General features: G+C 66.2%; 16 protein-coding genes. 8 read left to right on the top strand and 8 right to left on the bottom strand.

Features of this window, described 5'->3' with window-relative positions; all coding sequences use genetic code 11:
• Positions 1-7: 7 nt before the first annotated feature.
• From K5K93_RS02075 to K5K93_RS02065, 3 genes are all read left to right on the top strand, one after another.
• Positions 8-886 (top strand): alpha/beta hydrolase, encoded by an 879-nt coding sequence (locus K5K93_RS02075; RefSeq protein WP_222389532.1) that lies wholly within the window; start codon positions 8-10, stop codon positions 884-886.
• The gene (locus K5K93_RS02070; protein ID WP_099842516.1) at positions 883-1,368 is read left to right on the top strand and encodes a MaoC family dehydratase; all 486 of its coding nucleotides are present in this window, start codon (positions 883-885) and stop codon (positions 1,366-1,368) included. The genes K5K93_RS02075 and K5K93_RS02070 overlap by 4 nt, the downstream gene beginning before the upstream one ends.
• Positions 1,369-1,437: 69 nt before the next feature.
• Positions 1,438-4,770, top strand: a complete 3,333-nt coding sequence (locus tag K5K93_RS02065; protein WP_222389531.1) for a PAS-domain containing protein — start codon at positions 1,438-1,440, stop codon at positions 4,768-4,770.
• Positions 4,771-4,777: 7 nt separating this feature from the next.
• Here K5K93_RS02065 and K5K93_RS02060 read toward each other — a convergent pair whose 3' ends face one another.
• Complete coding sequence (locus tag K5K93_RS02060) at positions 4,778-5,452, bottom strand: response regulator transcription factor (protein WP_222389530.1); 675 nt, start codon at positions 5,450-5,452, stop codon at positions 4,778-4,780.
• Positions 5,453-5,540: 88 nt separating this feature from the next.
• Between K5K93_RS02060 and K5K93_RS02055 the strand changes: the two genes are divergently transcribed.
• Positions 5,541-7,385 carry a D-(-)-3-hydroxybutyrate oligomer hydrolase gene (locus K5K93_RS02055; protein ID WP_222389529.1) on the top strand — a complete coding sequence of 615 codons (1,845 nt, stop codon included), beginning with the start codon at positions 5,541-5,543 and terminating at the stop codon, positions 7,383-7,385.
• 25 nt (positions 7,386-7,410) lie between these two features.
• Positions 7,411-9,072, top strand: a complete 1,662-nt coding sequence (locus tag K5K93_RS02050; RefSeq protein ID WP_222389528.1) for a fatty acid--CoA ligase — start codon at positions 7,411-7,413, stop codon at positions 9,070-9,072.
• A gap of 93 nt (positions 9,073-9,165) precedes the next feature.
• Here K5K93_RS02050 and K5K93_RS02045 read toward each other — a convergent pair whose 3' ends face one another.
• The 4 genes from K5K93_RS02045 to K5K93_RS02030 all read right to left on the bottom strand — a co-directional run bounded on the left by K5K93_RS02045 (position 9,166) and on the right by K5K93_RS02030 (position 12,493).
• The gene (locus K5K93_RS02045) at positions 9,166-10,326 is read right to left on the bottom strand and encodes a hypothetical protein (RefSeq protein WP_222389527.1); all 1,161 of its coding nucleotides are present in this window, start codon (positions 10,324-10,326) and stop codon (positions 9,166-9,168) included.
• Positions 10,327-10,347: 21 nt separating this feature from the next.
• Positions 10,348-10,800, bottom strand: a complete 453-nt coding sequence (locus K5K93_RS02040; protein WP_222389525.1) for a GFA family protein — start codon at positions 10,798-10,800, stop codon at positions 10,348-10,350.
• 122 nt (positions 10,801-10,922) lie between these two features.
• Positions 10,923-11,531, bottom strand: a complete 609-nt coding sequence (locus tag K5K93_RS02035) for a hypothetical protein (protein ID WP_222389523.1) — start codon at positions 11,529-11,531, stop codon at positions 10,923-10,925.
• A 380-nt stretch (positions 11,532-11,911) separates the two neighbouring features.
• On the bottom strand, positions 11,912-12,493 hold the full coding sequence (locus tag K5K93_RS02030) for a TetR family transcriptional regulator (protein WP_222389521.1): 582 nt from the start codon (positions 12,491-12,493) through the stop codon (positions 11,912-11,914).
• Positions 12,494-12,636: 143 nt separating this feature from the next.
• On the opposite strand from K5K93_RS02030, the gene K5K93_RS02025 reads away from it, so the two are divergent.
• From K5K93_RS02025 to K5K93_RS02015, 3 genes are read left to right on the top strand one after another with little or no spacing between them, the layout of a single operon-like run.
• A complete protein-coding gene (locus K5K93_RS02025; protein ID WP_222389519.1) occupies positions 12,637-13,734 on the top strand; it encodes an alkene reductase in 1,098 nt (365 codons plus the stop codon).
• A gap of 45 nt (positions 13,735-13,779) precedes the next feature.
• Positions 13,780-14,568 (top strand): SDR family oxidoreductase, encoded by a 789-nt coding sequence (locus tag K5K93_RS02020; protein WP_164279923.1) that lies wholly within the window; start codon positions 13,780-13,782, stop codon positions 14,566-14,568.
• Positions 14,569-14,620: 52 nt separating this feature from the next.
• Positions 14,621-15,643: an NADP-dependent oxidoreductase gene (locus K5K93_RS02015; RefSeq protein WP_222389517.1), complete on the top strand. Its 1,023-nt coding sequence runs from the start codon at positions 14,621-14,623 to the stop codon at positions 15,641-15,643.
• A 127-nt stretch (positions 15,644-15,770) separates the two neighbouring features.
• Here K5K93_RS02015 and K5K93_RS02010 read toward each other — a convergent pair whose 3' ends face one another.
• The 3 genes from K5K93_RS02010 to K5K93_RS02000 all read right to left on the bottom strand — a co-directional run bounded on the left by K5K93_RS02010 (position 15,771) and on the right by K5K93_RS02000 (position 18,056).
• The gene (locus K5K93_RS02010; RefSeq protein WP_222389515.1) at positions 15,771-17,345 is read right to left on the bottom strand and encodes a CocE/NonD family hydrolase; all 1,575 of its coding nucleotides are present in this window, start codon (positions 17,343-17,345) and stop codon (positions 15,771-15,773) included.
• Between the two features lie 132 nt (positions 17,346-17,477).
• Positions 17,478-17,813 (bottom strand): hypothetical protein, encoded by a 336-nt coding sequence (locus K5K93_RS02005; protein WP_222389513.1) that lies wholly within the window; start codon positions 17,811-17,813, stop codon positions 17,478-17,480.
• Positions 17,814-17,873: 60 nt separating this feature from the next.
• A complete protein-coding gene (locus K5K93_RS02000) occupies positions 17,874-18,056 on the bottom strand; it encodes a hypothetical protein (RefSeq protein WP_049470759.1) in 183 nt (60 codons plus the stop codon).
• Between the last annotated feature and the right edge of the window lie 100 nt (positions 18,057-18,156).

Here is an 18,156-nt window from a genome sequence, read left to right as displayed (position 1 = left end):
CTTCTGCATGACACCGTCTTACGATGATCTGTACTGGAAAAGTGACGATGGCCTGCGCCTGCATGCGCGTGACCATGCTCCTGCAGGCGCGCAGCCGGCGCGCGGCACCGTGGTCTGCATCCCCGGCCTGACCCGCAATGGCGCCGACTTCGATGCGCTGGCCGCATCGCTGACTGCTGCGGGTTGGCGGGTGATCGCGGTTGACCTGCGAGGACGCGCAGGTTCGGAACGCGCATCGGACCGGTCCAGCTACAACCCGCGCACCTATGCCGACGACATGGTGGCGCTGCTGCGGTCGCAGAACATCGACAAGGCGGTATTCGTCGGCACCTCGCTGGGGGTGCTGGTCACCATCACCCTGGCCTCGCGTGCGCCCGGGCTGATCGCCGCGGCAGTCCTGAACGATGCCGGCCCCAAGGTGCCGCGCGACGCGCTGGCGCGGATCGGCAAGTACGCCGGCAAGCCCGTGCCACCGATGGACCTGGCACAGGCCACGACCTATGTGGAATCCATCGGCAAGGCCGCGTTTCCGCGCTTCACCGCCGACGACTGGCGGGCGATGGCCGTACGCACGTTCCGCCAGCGCAGCGATGGCCTGCTGGAACTGGACTACGACCCGGCGGTGATCCGCACCACCCGGCCGTGGCTGCTGTGGTTGCTGCGCCCGGTGTTGTGGCGCGCGGTGCGTGGGCTGACCGCACGCGTGCCGGTGCTGGTGGTTCGTGGGGCGCTGTCGGACATCCTGCCTGCCGATGTCGCGCAGCAGATGGCCGCCACGTCGCCCAACGCCCGCCTCGTTGAGGTACCGGAGGTGGGCCATGCGCCGATGCTGTCCGAGCCCGAGGCGCGTGACGCGATCCTGGCATTGCTGGATCGCGTGCGATGAGTTCCGGCGTTTCGATGGATGCGCTGCCTGCCGCCCTGCAGGCCCTGCACCAATGGGCGGCAAGCGAGCGGCTGAGCGGCAGCACGCGCATCGCGCAGTCGCGCATCAATGCCTTCGCCGAAGCCACCGGTGACCACAACTGGATCCACACCGATCCCGCCCGCGCACGGACCGGCCTGCCGGGCGGGCAGACCATCGCCCATGGCTTCCTTCTGCTCTCGCTTACCGTAGAGGACGACGTGGCGGCCCTGGCCGGTTTTCCCGGCATCGCCCACGTACTGAACTACGGCTTGAACAAGGTCCGGTTCCTGGCGCCGGTGCCGAGCGGTTCCGAGGTACGGGTACGCTCGCAGCTGATGTCCTTGGAAGCGCGCAGGCCCGGGCAGTGGCTGCTGACCCAGCACAAGACCGTGGAAGTGGTTCCCGCCGGCGAGACGGCCGTGGTCGCCGAACAGTTGTCGCTGATCGTGCTCGCCGACTAGCGCCGCACCGTCCTCCCGCGCGGGGCGGGCCGGCTGCCCGCCGGCCGCGGTTCTCTCTACACTGGAGCGATGTTGACGCCCTCCATCGTTCTGTTCGCCTGCATCGCGTGGACCGTGCTGCTGTTCGGCGTCGCCCTGTGGGGGGAACGCCAGGGGCATCGGCTGTCGAAGGTATGGCCAGCCATCTACGCGCTGTCACTGGGCGTGCACTGCACGGCGTGGACCTACTACGGGGCTGCCTCGCAGGGCGTGCAATGGGGCTTCCCGATTCCGCCGACACTGATCGGCATGGCCCTCATTTTTGCCTTCGGCCTGCCGTTCCTGGTGCGGCTGGGGCGGCTGGCCAAGCAGCACAACAGCGCCACCATCGCCGACCTGGTGGTCGCGCGCCTGCGCGCCGACCAAGGGCTGGGCATCACCATCACCCTGGTCGCGCTGTTCGGCATCATTCCCTACATCGCGCTGCAGCTGAAAGCGGTCAGCCAGGGCCTTGCCGCCCTACTCGGTGACCAGTTCGCACCCGTTGGCTGGCAGCTGGACGTGTCGTTCTGGTTCGCGCTGACGATGGCAGCGTTCACCACCCTGTTCGGCGCACGCAAGGCATCGGCGACCGAACACAACCGCGGCATCGTGGTCGCGCTGGGCCTGGAATCGCTGTTGAAGCTGACGGCACTGCTGGCCATTGGCCTGTATGCCGCGCTATCGGTGCACAAGGCCGGCACGCCGCTGCTTGAGAAGATGGCGCACCTGCCGCCACCGGCAGTGGTGCCGGACTACCTGACCATGGTGGCGCTCGGTGCCATGGCCGCGTTCACCCTGCCCCATCAGTTCCATGTGGGCGTCGTCGAGCTGCGCCAGTCATCGGACCTGAAGACGGCGCGCTGGCTGTTCCCGGTCTACCTGCTGTTGATCGGCCTGCCGTCGGTGCCGATGGCACTGGCCGGTGCCGCGCAGCTGTCGCCCTCGATGACGCCGGATCTGTACGTGCTGGCCCTGCCGCAGGAGCGCGGCCATCACCTGCTGGCACTGCTGGCATACCTGGGCAGCCTGAGTGCCGCCACCGGCATGATGATCCTGTCCGGGCTGACCCTGTCGATCATGCTCGGCAACCACGGTGTGGGCTCGCGCCTGCTGAGCGGCGTCAATGGCTTCAACACCGGCGCGGATCTACGACCGCGGGTGCTGGCCTTCCGGCGCGCCGGCATCCTCGCCGTGTTCCTGATGTCGTGGCTGTACAGCCGTGCGATGAGCGGCACCGAGGCGCTCAGCGATTTCGGCCTGATGTCGTTCACCGCGCTCTCGCAGCTGGCACCGGCGGTGCTGCTGGCGGTGTACCGTCCGCGCACGCCCTCCCCGGCCATCATCGCCGGCATCGTACTGGGCTCGCTGGTCTGGTTGTGGCTGGTGCTGCTGCCCATGGTGCTCCCTGCACCGCTGGCGTCGGCCGGTCCCGACGGACTGCACTGGCTGGCGATGTTCTCGCTGCGCATGCAGCCGGGCCATATCGCCATCAGCATGGGCGCCAGCCTGGCCGTCAACCTGGTAACCGTGGTGCTGGTGTCGCGCGCGGTGCGTCCACCGATGCCTCGGCAGCGCGACGCGGTGGCCGCTGCATCGTTGCGCAAGACGGCTGGTCGCTTCCTCGGCCAGGAACGGGCACGCCAGCTGATGGACGGGCACGCCGGGCAGATGCTGGACGACGACCGGGTGACTGCCATCGAGCGCGAACTGACCGCCGTGGTCGGTGCAGGCATGGCGCGGCTGCTGGTGGAGGCGGCACGCGATGGTGGCGCTGCGCCGCTGGACGCTGTTACCCGCGCGGTCGGTGAAGCCACCCAGGTGCTGCGCTTCAACCAGCGCCTGCTGGAGGCCGCCCTGGAGAACATGAGCCAGGGCATCAGCGTGGTCGATGCGCAGCTGCAGCTGGTGGCCTGGAACAGCCGCTACGCCGCGCTGTTCAAGTTCCCGCCGGAGCTGCTGCAGGTGGGGCAGCCGGTGTCGAACCTGACGGCGTGGGCACTGGGACAGCTGAAGATCGGCGACACCCCTGGTGACTCGCGCGACAAGGCGTTACAGCGGCGGGTGGTGCACATGCGGCGCGGCACGCCGCACCTTTCCGAGCGGATTTTCCCGGACAACACCATCGTTGAGATCCGAGGCAACCCGATGCCCGGTGGCGGCTATGTGGCCACCTTCACCGATGTCACCGCCTTCCGGCGGGCAGAGGACGCGCTCAAGCGCAGTAACGAAACCCTGGAGCGCCGCGTGCAGGACCGCACCGCCCGGCTTGAACAGGCCGTGCATGAAGCCGAGCGGGCCAACGTGGCCAAGACCCGCTTCCTGACCGCAGTCGGCCATGACCTGATCCAGCCCCTGCATGCGGCGCAGCTGTTGACCGACGCCATGTCGCAGCACATCGAATCGGAATTCCTGGACAGTTTCCTGCGCCAGATTCGCGGCGCGCTGGATTCCACCGACGATCTGCTGTCGGGCCTGCTGGATATTTCGCGACTGGAAGCCGGTGGGCTGGTGGCCGATCCGCGCCCGTTCGCATTGTCGACCGTGCTGGAGCCGCTTGCGCAGGAGTTCGCCGTGCTGGCCGCGGCACGCGGCCTGCAGTTCCGCCATGTGCGCACCCGCGTGTGGGTGCACAGCGACCCGTTGCTGCTGCGCCGCGTACTGCAGAACTTCCTGGCCAACGCCATCCGCTACACCCGCCGTGGCGGCGTACTGCTGGGCGTTCGCCGGCACGGCCAGGCACTGTCGATCGGCGTGCATGACAGCGGCCCCGGCATCGCGCTGGAGCAACAAGCCGTGGTGTTCGAGGAATTCCACCGTGGCGACCGCAGCAATGGCCAGGGCCTCGGTCTTGGCCTGACCATCGCGCATCGCATTGCCGACCTGCTGCATGCACCGTTGGAACTGCAAAGCGAACTGGATCGCGGCTCGGCCTTTTCCATCACCGTGGCGCGTGCAGCGCCGCCTGAGGCCCCACGCACTGAGCCCGTCGCTGGCAACAGCAGCATCAAGGGCATCCGCGTGCTGGTGGTCGACAACGATGCGGAGGCGCTGGAGGCAATGCGGCTGATGCTGCTTGCCTGGGGCTGCGATGTCATCGCGGCGCGTGATGTCGCTGCGCTGGGCGCGTCCGCACATGAGGCGGCACTGTGGCTGTTCGACTACCACCTTGATGAGGGCGATACCGGCGTCGCACTGTGGAAGCGCCTCGTCGCCGTGCATGGCGCGCGGCCGACGGTGATCCTCAGCGCCGATACCGGCAATGACACGCGCGAGGCGGTGCGCAGTGTGGGCCTGTCACTGCTGAAAAAACCGTTCAAGCCACTGGCGCTGCGCTGGGCGATCAACCATCTGCTGGCAACGGCCAGCGCGGAAAGGACCTGACGAAGGATCAAGCGTCCTGCGCGTCTTCGATCTGCCGGGATGGGTCGGTCAACCCCATCTCGTGCAGCACGCGGATGGCCTGCGCGCGATTGCGCACGCCCAGTCGCCCCATGATGCGGGTCATGTGTGCCTTGACCGTGCGCAGCTGCACGCCCAGCCGGTCGGCGATCTGCTTGTTGAGCAGCCCTTCGGCCACCAGGCTCAGCACCTTGTACTGATGCGCGGACAGGCTGGACAAGCGCGCGGCAAGATCGGCGTCCTTGCTGAAGGGCGCCACCCGCGCCACCGTCTCGCGCAGCAGCGCCGGTATCCAGCGCTCACCTTCCAGCACGGTCTGCAGTGCGGACTGCAGGTCGGTCAGGCCGGAGCTCTTGGGCAGGTACCCGGCTGCGCCCAGGTCGATGGCGCGGCGGATCACGTGCGGCTCTTCATTGGCCGAAACGATGATGATCGCCAGCCCCGGTTGCAGCGCACGTATGGTCGCCAGTCCGGCCAGGCCGTGGTTGCCCGGCATGTGCAGGTCCAGCAGCATCAGATCGATCTGCTGGCTCTCTATCGCTTCGAGCACGCCGTGCAGCGAATCGGCCTCGCTGATCTGCAGGTCAGCCACCGCCTCTTCGGCGGCGCGATGCAGCGCCGCGCGGAACAAGGGGTGGTCATCGGCGATGAGCAGGGTCGGCATGTCCAGCCGAGGTTAGCAAATCGCCCGGGGCTGGGCACGGGTACCAAGGTACGCTGGCGTGCGCCGCCCGGATGGTTAGGGTGGAGCAATGAACATCCACCGCCCCGTCATGCTGCTGTGCGCCGCGCTGCCATTGCTTCTGGGCAGCATCTCCAGCACCCACGCCGCTCCGCCCCGCCCCACTACCGCTGTACCGGTGTTCGAGCAGTGGCGGGAATCCGTGCATCGCGGCAGCGACGAACTGCTGACCGCAGGCCTGGGCATCGACGCCCTGCGCTCGGCCACCGCGCCGGCGTTTGCCAACCCGGCCCAGCCTACAGCGGAGGAAGTCCGGCGTCGTGCGATCTGGAGCAGCTGGCGCGGCATCGCCGACCTGACACCCGGCGGCGGCTTTGGCGATGTCTACGGCAGCCTGCAGGCGGTACCCGGCCGCGAGTTCTCCGCCTATGCGCGCGTTCCCGGCGCCCGCCATCCCCATCGGGTACTGGTGCAGGTGCCCGACAGTTTCGACACCGCGCGGCGTTGCCTGGTCGTCGCGGCGTCTTCCGGCTCGCGTGGCATCCATGGCGCGATCGCGGTTGCCGGCAGCTGGGGCCTGGCACATGGCTGCGCGGTCGCCTATACCGACAAGGGCGCCGGCAGTGATTACTACGATCTGGACGCCAAGGCCGGCGTCCAGGCAGACGGCACGCCAGCCAGCCAAGGCGCGTTGGCCTTCCTTCCTGCGGGTGCGACCGCCGCGCAGGGAATCGCCTTCAAACATGCCCATTCCGGTGACAACCCGGAAGCAGACTGGGGACGCCATCTGCTGCAGGCGTTGCAGTTCGGCCTGCAGGCGCTGGACCGCGCCTATCCGCAGTCGGCCCCGTTCACTGCGGCCAACACGCGCACGCTGGGCGTGGGCGTATCCAATGGCGGTGGCGCCGTGCTGCGTGCGGCGGAGATCGAAGGCGACTGGTTCGATGCGATGGTGGCCGGCGAACCCAATGTCTCGGTGGCCGGCGCTCCGCCGCTGTACGACTTCGTCACCCAGGCCGCGTTGCTGATGCCCTGTGCCCTGCTGACGGAGGACGATCTACCACAACCGCCGATGCGGGCGCAGGCCGTGCCGGGGTGGACCCAGCGATGTGCCACGCTGAAATCCGCTGGGTTGGTGCAAGGCGATGACACTGCAGCACAGGCACGGTCGGCACGGCAGCAGCTGCTCGACGCGGGTTTGAGCGCCGATGCACTTCGCGCCGGCGCATTCTCCACCGGCTTCGATCTGTGGCGCGCCATCGCAGTGACCTACTCGTCAGCCTATGGACGCTACGCCACGGGCGAACATCCCTGCGCGTACAGCTTCTCGGCCGCCGGTACCGACGGCAGACCCCACGCGGCCACGGCCGAGGTTCGTGCGACCTGGTGGAGCGAGGGCAGCGGCATTCCGCCGGGCAGCGGCGTGGTTCTGGTGGACGGCAATGCCACCGGGGCGGCAGCTGATCCGCTGCGTGGCCTGAACTGCCTGCGCGCACTGGGCGAGGGCGACAGCGCCGATGCCCGACGGGTACGCGCCGGCATCACCGCAGCGACTGCCAAGGCGCCGCGTCGCGGCCTGCCGATCGTGGTCATCCATGGCCTGGACGACGGGCTCGTCCCGATCAGCATGACCAGTGATCGCTATGTGCCACTTGCCCGCAAGGCCGGGGCGCAGATCGCCTATTGGCGGGTGAACAACGCGCAGCACTTCGACTCGCTGCTGGCCTTCCCGGACTACCGGAAGCGCTACGTCCCGCTGCTGCCCTACCTGTTCGCGGCGATGGACCAGGTGTGGGAACACCTTGAAGATCCAGCGCGAGCGCTGCCGCAGGATGCACTCATCCAGCCGAGCCCACGCGCGGAGGCGCCGCTGCTGCGCGAGCAGCTGTCCATTCCCGCGCCCCCCGGCCGCTGACGCGCCGCCCCATCAGGAAGATCACATGTCATTCGCCACCGCCGCAGACGCGCCCGCCGCCGAGCCTCATGCCTACCCCCTGCTGATCAAGCAGCTGCTGCTGACACCTCTGGCAGTGCGACCACGGCAGGAGATCGTCTACGGCGACAAGGTCCGCTTCGACTACCGCACCCTGCAGGCGCGCATCGGCCGGTTGGCCGGGCTGCTGACCTCGCTCGGGGTAAAGCGCGGCGATACCGTGGCGGTGATGGACTGGGACAGCAACCGCTACCTGGAGAGCTATTTCGCCGTGCCGATGATCGGAGCGGTGCTGATGATGGTGAACATCCGCCTGGCGCCCGAGCAGATTGCCTATACGCTCAATCACAGCGGTGCGCGGGTGATCCTAGCCAACCGCGAGTTCCTGCCGGTGCTGGACGCCATCGAAGAACAGCTGCCGGACGTGCGCACGCGCATCCTGCTGGATGATGATAAGGGCCCGCTGCCAGCGGGTTTCGTGACCGAGTATGAGGCCGGGCTGCGCGAGGCCACGCCCATCACCCGCTTCCCGGACTTCGACGAGAACACCCGCGCCACCACGTTCTATACGACCGGCACCACGGGCCTGCCCAAAGGCGTGTACTTCAGCCATCGGCAACTGGTACTGCACTCGCTTGCGGCGATGGCAGCCCTCGGCAGCGCGTCCAGCCAGGGGCGCCTACACCGCGACGATGTCTACATGCCGATCACGCCGATGTTCCACGTCCATGCCTGGGGCATGCCGTACGTGGCCACGCTGCTGGGCATCAAGCAGGTCTACCCCGGCCGCTACCTGCCGGGCACGCTGCTGGCGCTGATCGCCCGCGAGAAGGTGACGTTCTCGCACTGCGTGCCGACCATCCTGCATATGCTGCTGGGCCATCCCACTGCCGCCGATACCGACCTGCGCAACTGGAAGGTGATCATCGGTGGTGCGGCACTACCGCGGGCACTGGCGCAGCAGGCACTGGCCCGTGGCATCGACATCTTCGGTGGCTACGGCATGTCCGAAACCTGCCCGCTGCTCACCCTCGCGCAGATCGATGCCGACGCCGTGGACGGCCCGGACGAGGAGCTGTCCCTGCGCACCAAGGCCGGCATTCCGGTGCCGCTGGTGGATCTGCGCATCGTCGACGAACACATGAATGATGTTGCCCACGATGGCATCGCCACCGGGGAAGTGGTGGTGCGTACGCCCTGGCTCACCCATGGCTATCTGCACAATCCGGACGCTTCGACGGCGTTATGGGCCGGCGGTTACCTGCACACCGGGGACATCGGCAACATCGATGGCAGCGGCTACCTGCGCGTGACCGACCGCATCAAGGATGTGATCAAGACCGGTGGCGAGTGGATCTCCTCGCTCGCCCTGGAGGACATCATCGCCCTGCATCCGGCAGTCAACGAGGTCGCCGTGATCGGCATCAGCGATACGAAATGGGGCGAGCGACCGCTGCCGTTGGTGGTCCGGCAGCACGGCAGCGATGTGACCGAGGCGGAGATCATCGAACTGGTCGCAGCACGCAGCCGCTCCGGTGATATCTCCCGCTACGCGATCCCCGACCGCGTCAGCTTCGTCGATTCGCTGGAACGCACCAGCGTGGGCAAGATCAACAAGAAGAAGCTGCGCAGCCTGCATGATTCGGGTGGTGCCACTGACGCCCGCTGAGACCAGCACCTGCAGGACGAAGACGGTTCTGCTGCAATCCGCACGATGCGGGTTGCAGCATCGCAGGGCCCGTGCCTCTTTCGCCCATCTGCATCAGGGCGTGCAAACGGTCCCTTCGAACGCGTGTTCGTAGGTAGACAGTGCTGCAGCGGGCGCTACCAGCCCGATCCTGCTATCCAGGGTGAGTGCGGGCCCTGAACTGCGAAGGTCGACGATGGCGACCGAGCCGACACAGTCAGTGATCAATTGGCAGGCGTCGGCAGCTTCGTCCACGCTCAAGGAGTCGCCGCTACCCCCGTCTTCCGTCAGCCACGCCATCAAAAGCGTGCGAAGCTCGCTTTGGGGTGGTTCCAGACGTTGCCTGCTACGCCCAAGCGCTTCCCCGGACGCGGTATCCCGCTGCGCCACCGGCGCTGTCGTGGGTCTCTTGCTGTCAACCAGACGCTCCAATCTGGCATGGGCCACGGGCGCATAGGTCACAGGCCTACCGGTCTGCTCTGGCCACAGCACATAATTCACGCTTGTCGCCGCCGGCCTGTTGAACTGGTGCCTCAGCCTGAGGGCAAGGATGACCAGTTTGGTAAGTTGCCAGCATTTGCCGGGCTGTCGCTGTTCGATTTCCGAAATCTGGTCAGCCGCAAGTACGGCATCTGTTTTCTGTAACCACCCAAGATAGCGTTCAAGCTCGGCGTCGGCTTCCTCCACACGCTTTGCCTTGCGTTCCTTCTCCAGCTGATCCCTACTGGCTTTGCTGACCGACGCTGGAGCCCCATTGCCATCGGAACTCTCACCCAGATCCCATGCGGGTGCCCGCTTCAGGTCAACGGCAGACCCATCGCAGCGTTTGGCCTGGAAGACCGCCAACCGGTAGCGCTCGTCCTGCCCAGGTGCGGCGATCAGCAACGCGAAGTCACTGCCAAAGGTGTTTTCTGCCGGGCGGCTGTAATGGAGCCAGCGCAGGCCCATGCGATTGCCGCCAACGTCGCCTTCTGGCCAGATGCAGCTTGCATGGCGGATGCTCGACCCCAGGTGCCCCAGGAACAGGCTGGTAAGCGCTTCCTCATCGAGCTTCCTTCCAATGGAAAGCGCGTTGAAGTCATCAAATGCTGCGCACACTGCAAGTAATGGCAGGCCCACGCCATCGGTCGCGGGCAGGCCTTCAAGGCTCTTCCGGAGCGTATCCAGTACCAGGTCGTGAGTGATTGGCAAGTTCAACTGCGCAGTCCTTTTGATCTTGCCCAACGATTTATCCATGGACATTGCTTCCTCGCATCGTCAGGGGCCAGGACATGGCTGCGGATATTCCTGGCTCACATGAAGCGGACCATCCCACCCATGGAGGTACTTCGGCAGCGCATCTGCTACGTCGATGACACGCTCCCGATAGAACAGATGCATCGTTGGCGCAAACGCTGCATCCAGTACGCCATCAGCAGCTCGGGCAACCACAGCATTGGGAACCACGCGCATGCCCAAGCGATTGGTGCCAAACAACACATCGCCACAGTTCAGGCAGAAGGTCTTTGAAAGCTGCTTGGACGGATGTTGGAAACGCGCATTCTTCGTCCCCGAAACGCTCACCGATTCGGCCGCCCATGCGGTGGCCGAGAGCATCGCAACGCCGTAGAAGTCCCTGCAGGTGGCGCAGTGGCAGTTCGCCTGCGCAGCGGGACGGCCATGCAGCTCCATGGTATTTGTGCCGCACAGGCAGGTGATCCGAAGGGACATGGACGTTTCTGAAGGGAGTGGCTGGCGAGGAGTGTGCTGGCACCGCTCAACCTTCGCAACAGGACGCCTCCAGGTTCGGGCCCGCCCCTGCATATATCAAACAGAGGCCGGACCCGATTCGGTCACGGCTGCGCTGGACCCACGTCGCTGGCACCGGCGCGATCACAGAATTCGAGGGCCATGCCCGGCTCCTTAACCTCGTCGCACGATGTCCACTGCGGGCGCAACCCCAACACGTACTCGACGCGGTCGTGGAACAGCTTCAGATCGGCCACGCCGTAACGGCCGTCCATCAGGAGATCCTGGCGGAAGCTGTTGTGAATCTCCGGTATCGCCGGATTTGCCCAGTACGAGCTCTGGTCATCGGCACGGGTCTGCACCGCAAACCGGGCACGCGTGCCACCCGCTTCTTCCGAGAAGGCAACGGTATACCAGCTCACCGCCGTCATGCGCACGTTGTAGAACGTCGTCATGGTTCCCTGGTAGCCCATGCGCCGCTCCACATAGCCATATTCACGCTTGGCTGCAATACCGGGCGCGCCAGCGTCGTACTTCATCTTCCCCGGCGCCAGTAGATTCAACACCTCAGTAGCCGCGGTGCGCACCTGATCGATTGATTTACCCGGATAGAGGCGGGACGCAGCCGCCGTCTGCTCGCGTGTTTCCTTCTTTGGAAGCATGCCGCATCCGCTGACAGACAGCGCCAGCGCCAAAACCACAGTGATTCTCACAGAACTACGTCCTTATATCTGGATCAGGAATGCGACATCGAGAGAGCGATACGCCCTCCTCCTGCGCATTAGCGGCAGCCGCACAACTTTCTTGACGGTCGCCGTCTTGGGGTTATGCAGCGACGAAGCCGCGACCACATGCTGTCGATGGCCCACTGGCACAAACCCGGGATCTGACCAAACGCTGCCGGCGCCAGCCGCGGTGCCGGAATGCAGCGAGGGACAGGCCGCAGAATGCCTGTACCGACCGCAAGGACGCTCCCGACAGTGCACCATTCGAGGGGTCCTTCGAGAAGACCTGCCAGCATCCGAACGCACCCTGGCCGTACGATGTCAGCCGCAGGATGAAACGCGAATTTCCTGACTGAAAAAGCCGCAGTTCAGTTACGAGGCTCGTCCACAAGCCGGGCCAGCAGATCCGCCCGGCATGCATCCAGGATTTCGTCCGCCAGCGGCGATTCGTCCGGGCAGGACCTCGACAGCACCAGCGCGCCGACCGCTTGAGCCATCAGCGCAATCCTGCGCGCACGCGCCGCATCCTCCTGATCGCGCTGCGCCTGCCCGTCCTGCGTGGCACGTGTTGCCAGCCTGGCCTCGATGCCGGCCGCAAAGGCAGCCTTGACCGCCTCCGTCTGCCGCGCCGCATCGGTGCACAACGCCGCCAGCGTGCAACCCTGGCCGGGCCCGTCGCGATGCGCGCGGGACAGGTACTCGCTGACGAATGCCTGGACATCCAGATCAGCCACCGCTGCGGCCGAGCTGGTCAGGCCGCAGGCGGCTGCTTCGGCCATCAGGTCGGCCTTCGAGCCGAAGTGCTTGTAGAAGCCGCCATGGGTGAAGCCAGCGGCGGCCATCAGGTCGGCCACGCCAACGCCGTCGTAGCCGCGCTCGCGGAACAGCGTGGAGGCGGTTTCGACAATGTGTGCCCGGTTGGCCTGCGCCTGTGCCTTGGTGACCTTCATGAGCCTTCGCCCTTGGGAGTCGTGTCGCGTGTGGAGGGCACTTTAACACACATGGATTATATTCATCATCAAACCATTGACATCAATGATTATGGTCATAATCATTGATCCAGACCCTTCCTCCGTAGACGAGCCACCCTCCCATGTCCGACGCCACGCTTTTCCAGCCCTATCCCCTCGGCCCGCTGACGCTGGCCAACCGCATCGTGATGGCACCGCTGACGCGCAACCGCGCCGGCGAGGGCCTGGTGCCCAGTCCGCTGGCCAGCACCTACTACGCCCAGCGCGCGTCAGCAGGCCTGATCATCACCGAAGCCACCCAGGTCTCGGCGCAGGCGCAGGGCTACCAGGACACCCCGGGGCTGTACACGCAGGACCAGATCGACGGCTGGCGCACCGTCACCGATGCGGTGCACGCACGCGGCGGGCACATCTTCGTGCAGCTGTGGCACGTCGGCCGCATCTCGCACGTCGACCTGCAGCCCGGCAACGCCGCGCCGGTTTCCGCCTCGGCCCTCCGCGCGCAGACCAAGACCTTCGTCAACAATGGTTTTGTCGATGTGTCCGAGCCGCGCGCCCTGCACATCGACGAGCTGCCCGCCATCGTCGACGATTTCCGCCAAGCCGCTGCCAACGCCATCGCAGCGGGTTTTGACGGCGTGGAGATCCACGGCGCCAACGGCTACCTGCTCGAACAGTTCATCAAGGACGGGGCCAACCAGCGCACCGACGCGTATGGCGGCTCGGTCGAGAACCGTGCTCGCCTCCTGCTTGAGGTGACCGCTGCGGTGGCGGGCGAAATCGGCGCTGTCCGGACCGGCGTGCGCATTTCGCCGGTGTCGCCGGCCAATGCCATTTTCACCGTCAGCGATCCGCAGCCCCAGTACGACTACATCGTCGATCAACTCAGCGCACTGGGCATTGTCTACCTGCATGTGGTCGAGGGCGCCACGGGTGGCCCGCGCGATGTGGCACCGTTCGACTTCGATGGGCTGCGCCGTCGCTTCAACGGCACCTACCTGGCCAACAACGGCTACGACCTGCAGCTGGCCAGCGCCCGAGTATCCGAAGGCAAGGCCGATCTGGTCGCCTTCGGTCGCCCGTTCATCAGCAACCCCGATCTGGTCGAGCGCCTCAAGCGCGGCGCAGCGCTGGCGGCACTGAACCCGGCCACGCTGTATGGCGGTGGCGCCGAAGGCTACACCGACTACCCCACCCTGGCTGAAGCGCACGCGCAGTAACGCGGCCGCCCGCATCCGACACGTCCCCCGTCCAGAGATTCCATCATGTCCGTCCTCCCTTCCGTCCTCATCACCGGCGCTTCCAGCGGCATCGGTGCTACCTATGCCGACCGCTTCGCGCGGCGCGGGCATGACCTTGTCCTGGTCGCGCGTGACAGCGCCCGACTGGAAGCACTCGCCGCGCGACTGCGCCAAGAGACCGGCGTGGCGGTGGACATACTGCCGGCCGATCTCACCCAGGCTGACGCGCTGGCCACGGTCGAGGCACGGCTGCGCGACGATGCGCGCATCGGCATCCTCATCAACAATGCCGGTATCGCCCAGTCCGGCGACTTCCTCGCACAGTCGGCCGACGCCATCGACCGCCTGGTCACCCTGAACACCACCGCGCTCACGCGCCTGGCCGCCGCCATTGCGCCGCGGCTGGTCGGTGCCGGCAACGGCGCGATCGTCAACATCGGATCGGTGGTTGGCCTTGCCCCGGAGTTCGGCATGTCCGTGTACGGCGCGAGCAAGGCGTACGTGCTTTTCCTGTCGCAGGGCCTGAGCCAGGAACTGGCCCCGAAGGGCGTCCATGTGCAGGCGGTGCTGCCCGCTGCCACGCGCACCGAGATCTGGGAACGCGCCGGTATCGACATCACCACGCTTGCTGAAGTGATGGACGTGGGCGAACTGGTCGATGCAGCGCTGGTCGGCTTCGATCGTCGCGAAACGGTGACCATTCCGCCGCTGCACGTGGCCGAACGCTGGGACACGCTGGATGGCGCACGTCAGGCTCTGCTCGGCGACATCCGCCAGGCGCACGCCGCAGAGCGCTACCGCACCGGCGCCTGAGGCCGGCCTCCGTTGCATCCACCCGGCCCCATCACTGCAGGAACCGCCCGCCATGAAAGCCTTCATCATTGACCGCTACAGCAGCAAGGACGTCGGCCGAATCGCCGACGTGCCCGAGCCGCATGTGGGCGACGAGGATGTCCTGATCCGGGTTCATGCCGCAGGCGTGAATGCACTGGACAGCAAGATCAGGCACGGCGAGTTCAAACAGATCCTGCCCTATCGCTTTCCGTTGATCCTGGGCAACGATGTGGCCGGGACGGTGGTGCGGGTCGGCGATCGCGCAGGCCGGTTCAAGCCGGGCGACCAGGTGTATGCCCGCCCGGACGATGATCGCATCGGCGGATTTGCCGAGTACATCGCGGTCAAGGCCTCCTCGGTAGCACCAATACCGAAGAACCTTGGCATGGTCGAGGCGGCCGCCCTGCCACTGGTGGCACTGACCGCCTGGCAGGTGCTGGTCGAAACCGCAGCACTGAAGAAGGGACAGCGGGTCTTCATCCAGGCCGGCTCCGGTGGCGTCGGCACGATTGCGATCCAGCTTGCCAAACACCTGGGCGCCTTCGTCGCCACCACCACCAGCACGGCCAACGTTGCCTGGGTGAAGGCTCTGGGTGCGGACGTCGTCATCGATTACCGGCAGCAGGACTTCGCTGCCGTGCTGCGTGACTACGACGTGGTCCTCAACAGCCTCGGCAGCGACGAACTCGATCGATCCCTCGGCATCCTCAAGCCCGGCGGTCACCTTATTTCCATTTCCGGGCCACCCACGCCGGCATTCGGTGCGGCAAGAGGATTGGCCTGGCCGCTTCGGCAGGTGCTGCGTCTGTTGAGCCTTCGCATCCGCCGCAAGGCCGCGCGCACGAACATGCGGTACAGCTTCGTGTTCATGCGTGCTGATGGGCAACAGCTGGAACAGGTCACGGCACTGGTCGAATCAGGCGCCCTGCGCCCGGTGGTGGACACGGTGTTTCCCTTCGAGGAAACCGGCAGAGCATTGGCCTACATGGACGGCGGCCGCGCCAAGGGCAAGGTGGTGGTGCAGATGGTGCAGACACAGGACGTGCAGGCCTGAGGAGCGCGCTGAGCGGACAGGTGCGTCCCGATACAGGACGGCCGGCAAGCGTTGACTCCAGCACGTGGTGGCGACCCCGGTGCGCACAGGGAGTACCCGTGCCCGCCACGGCGGGCACGGGATCAACTCAATGCAACGGCACCTTCAGCACCGATGGCGCGGACGCGGGCGAACTGAAGGTCACCGCCCCGCCCAACTGGCTGATGCCTGCATAGCGCAGGTCCACCGTATCGACCACCAGCGTCAGCCGGCTGCCCGCCGGAAGGTTCCAGCTGCTCGCTTCCAGGCGCAGATCGAGGGTGGTCGCCTGACCGGGCGCAACGCCACGCAGGGTGTACGGCTTGTGGCTGATCAGCTGGCCATTGCCCAGCACATCTTCCGCGTACAGATAGGCATACAGCGTGGTGTTGGCGCGGCTGGGGGTAACGGTCACCCGTACCTCCGGCGCGCCGTCCAGGCGGCGTGCGTTCCAGTACACCGGCCCCTGCCAGACACCTGCGGCGTTGCGCCCGATGAAAGGCACGTACGCACCCGGCGGAAGGTTGATCATCTGCAGCGAGCCGGACACCATCGCCACGCCGGAATTGGCGGCGGTCCCCAGGCCACTGCCGATGCGGTAGTTCCAGCCACTGCTGCGCCCGTTCTCAGCCAGGCCGCCAGTAGGCAGAAGCAGGCCGCCGGGTGCGGTCAACGCGTAGCTGACCGCACCACTGTTGGTCGCCTGCCAGTTCGGGTAGCTGCTCCAGCTGCCCTTCTGCGACTTCAGCTGCACCGCCGGCTCGCGGTCGATGCCGTTGGCCACGCCCTTGAGGTAATGGTCGAACCAGTCGCCCGCCGAGTCGTAGACCTCGTTGGGAATGCCCAGTGCGCCCAAGGCCTCGTTGAGGGCATGGTCGCCGTGGCGCAGTTGCAGCTGCTTGGGGCCTTTCAGCTGGTTGAAGAAATCCACCAGCTGACCCGGTGGAAACAGGCTGTCGTTGAAGGCGTTGGCCAGGAACACGGCCGGCTGGTTGGCGTTGATCTCGCTGATGCTCGCAGCGGGGCTGCGGATCGCGGCCACGGGCAGCAGCGATTCCACTGCCCCCTGGTAGTTGCCGACCACCACGTTGCGGTTGATCGTGGCCAGCTCTGCCCCGGGGCGGCCGGTGACCAGGCCGGCGGCCACCAGCAGCGCGATTCCCTGAGCACTGGGGGCGTCGTTGGCGTACAGCGACGCCTGCAGGTCGGCCCATCCGCTGAGGGCGGCCACCGCCTTGATGCGGGGATCGCGTGCCGCCGCCAGCAGGCTGGTGCCGGCGCCGTAGGAGATGCCCGAGACGCCGATCCGCGCCGGGTCGGCCTGGGTGTTGTCCAGCGCCCAGTCGATCAATGCGCTGACATCCTCGACCGTGGCCGGCCCGGCAATATCGATGGCCCCGCCGGACTCCCAGAAGCCGCGCGAGCTGTAGCTGAGGACCACGTAGCCGCGCTTGGCCAGCGACTGTGCCACCCCTACGTACTCCACGCTGGGAACGGCCCAGCTGCTGGGCATCACCAGCAGCGGGTACTTGCCGCCACCTGCGTCCTGGGGCTCGATGACAAAGACCCCGAGGGGCGTGCCGTCCCAGCTGGGAAGGGTGCGGTGGGTGGTCTTGACCGTGGCGGCCCAGGCGGTGGGCGCCAGTCCGGTCAGCAGGATCAACAGCAGCACTACCTTGCGCATCGTCGTCTCTCCCCGTCGTTGGTGGTGCAACGGGCAGGACCGTACCAGTGCGAATGGTGGCTTACACCTTGCGTTGCAGCATGGGTGGGGCAAGGAGGCGCAAGGCATGCCATCGGCGTGCCTGCGCAGGCCCTACGACTTCCGGCAGGAATTGATGGTGTCGCCGATGCCATCGAAGACCTGGGAAGCGGACACGATCCAGGGCTTTGAGATGATGCAGTAGACAATCGTTCCCGCAGTTGGATCGAAGCTGAAGCTGACGACCACCGTCCCGACCACCGGCACTTTCGTCGTTGCCTTGCCCTGGTTCGCATTCGCCGGTTCGTAGACCGTGCCGTGCTCCTCGAAGCTCTTCTTCTTGACGCAGCTGAAGATGGCCTCGGTGACCCCGTTGAAGGTTCTGCAGTCCGTCATCGCCGTAGTCCCTGTTGTCTGTTCGAGCGCCAGCAGTCGGATCGGCCCCGGCATCCGGCCCGAGCCAACCCGCCGCCAGCAGGCATGAATCCGCAAACGACCTCACCACCCTTGTCAGGTACAGGTTGGAGCGGTGATGACGGTGCACGATTCATTGGTCTGCACATAGGCGCGACAACTCTGCTGCAGGCGCGCTCGCAGCTTGGTGGCGGCCTGGTTCTTGGCTGCCGTGCAACCGTCATGGGTCAATGGACCTTTGCCGGTGTTGGCATAGCCCTTTTCCGGCTGCGTGCACATGTTCGCTGGCGCGTTCTGTCGCACCGTGGCCCTCCCCTGATAGCACTGTGCGGCATTCGCTGTGGAAATCGAGCCAGCCACAAGCAGCATCGCAACAACA

Origin of the sequence: Stenotrophomonas sp. DR822, assembly GCF_019793815.1 — a bacterium.
In the GTDB taxonomy this organism is placed as follows: Bacteria; Pseudomonadota; Gammaproteobacteria; order Xanthomonadales; family Xanthomonadaceae; genus Stenotrophomonas; species Stenotrophomonas indicatrix.
Note: the sequence above shows the minus strand (reverse complement) of the source record. Positions and strands in the feature narration are given on the sequence as shown.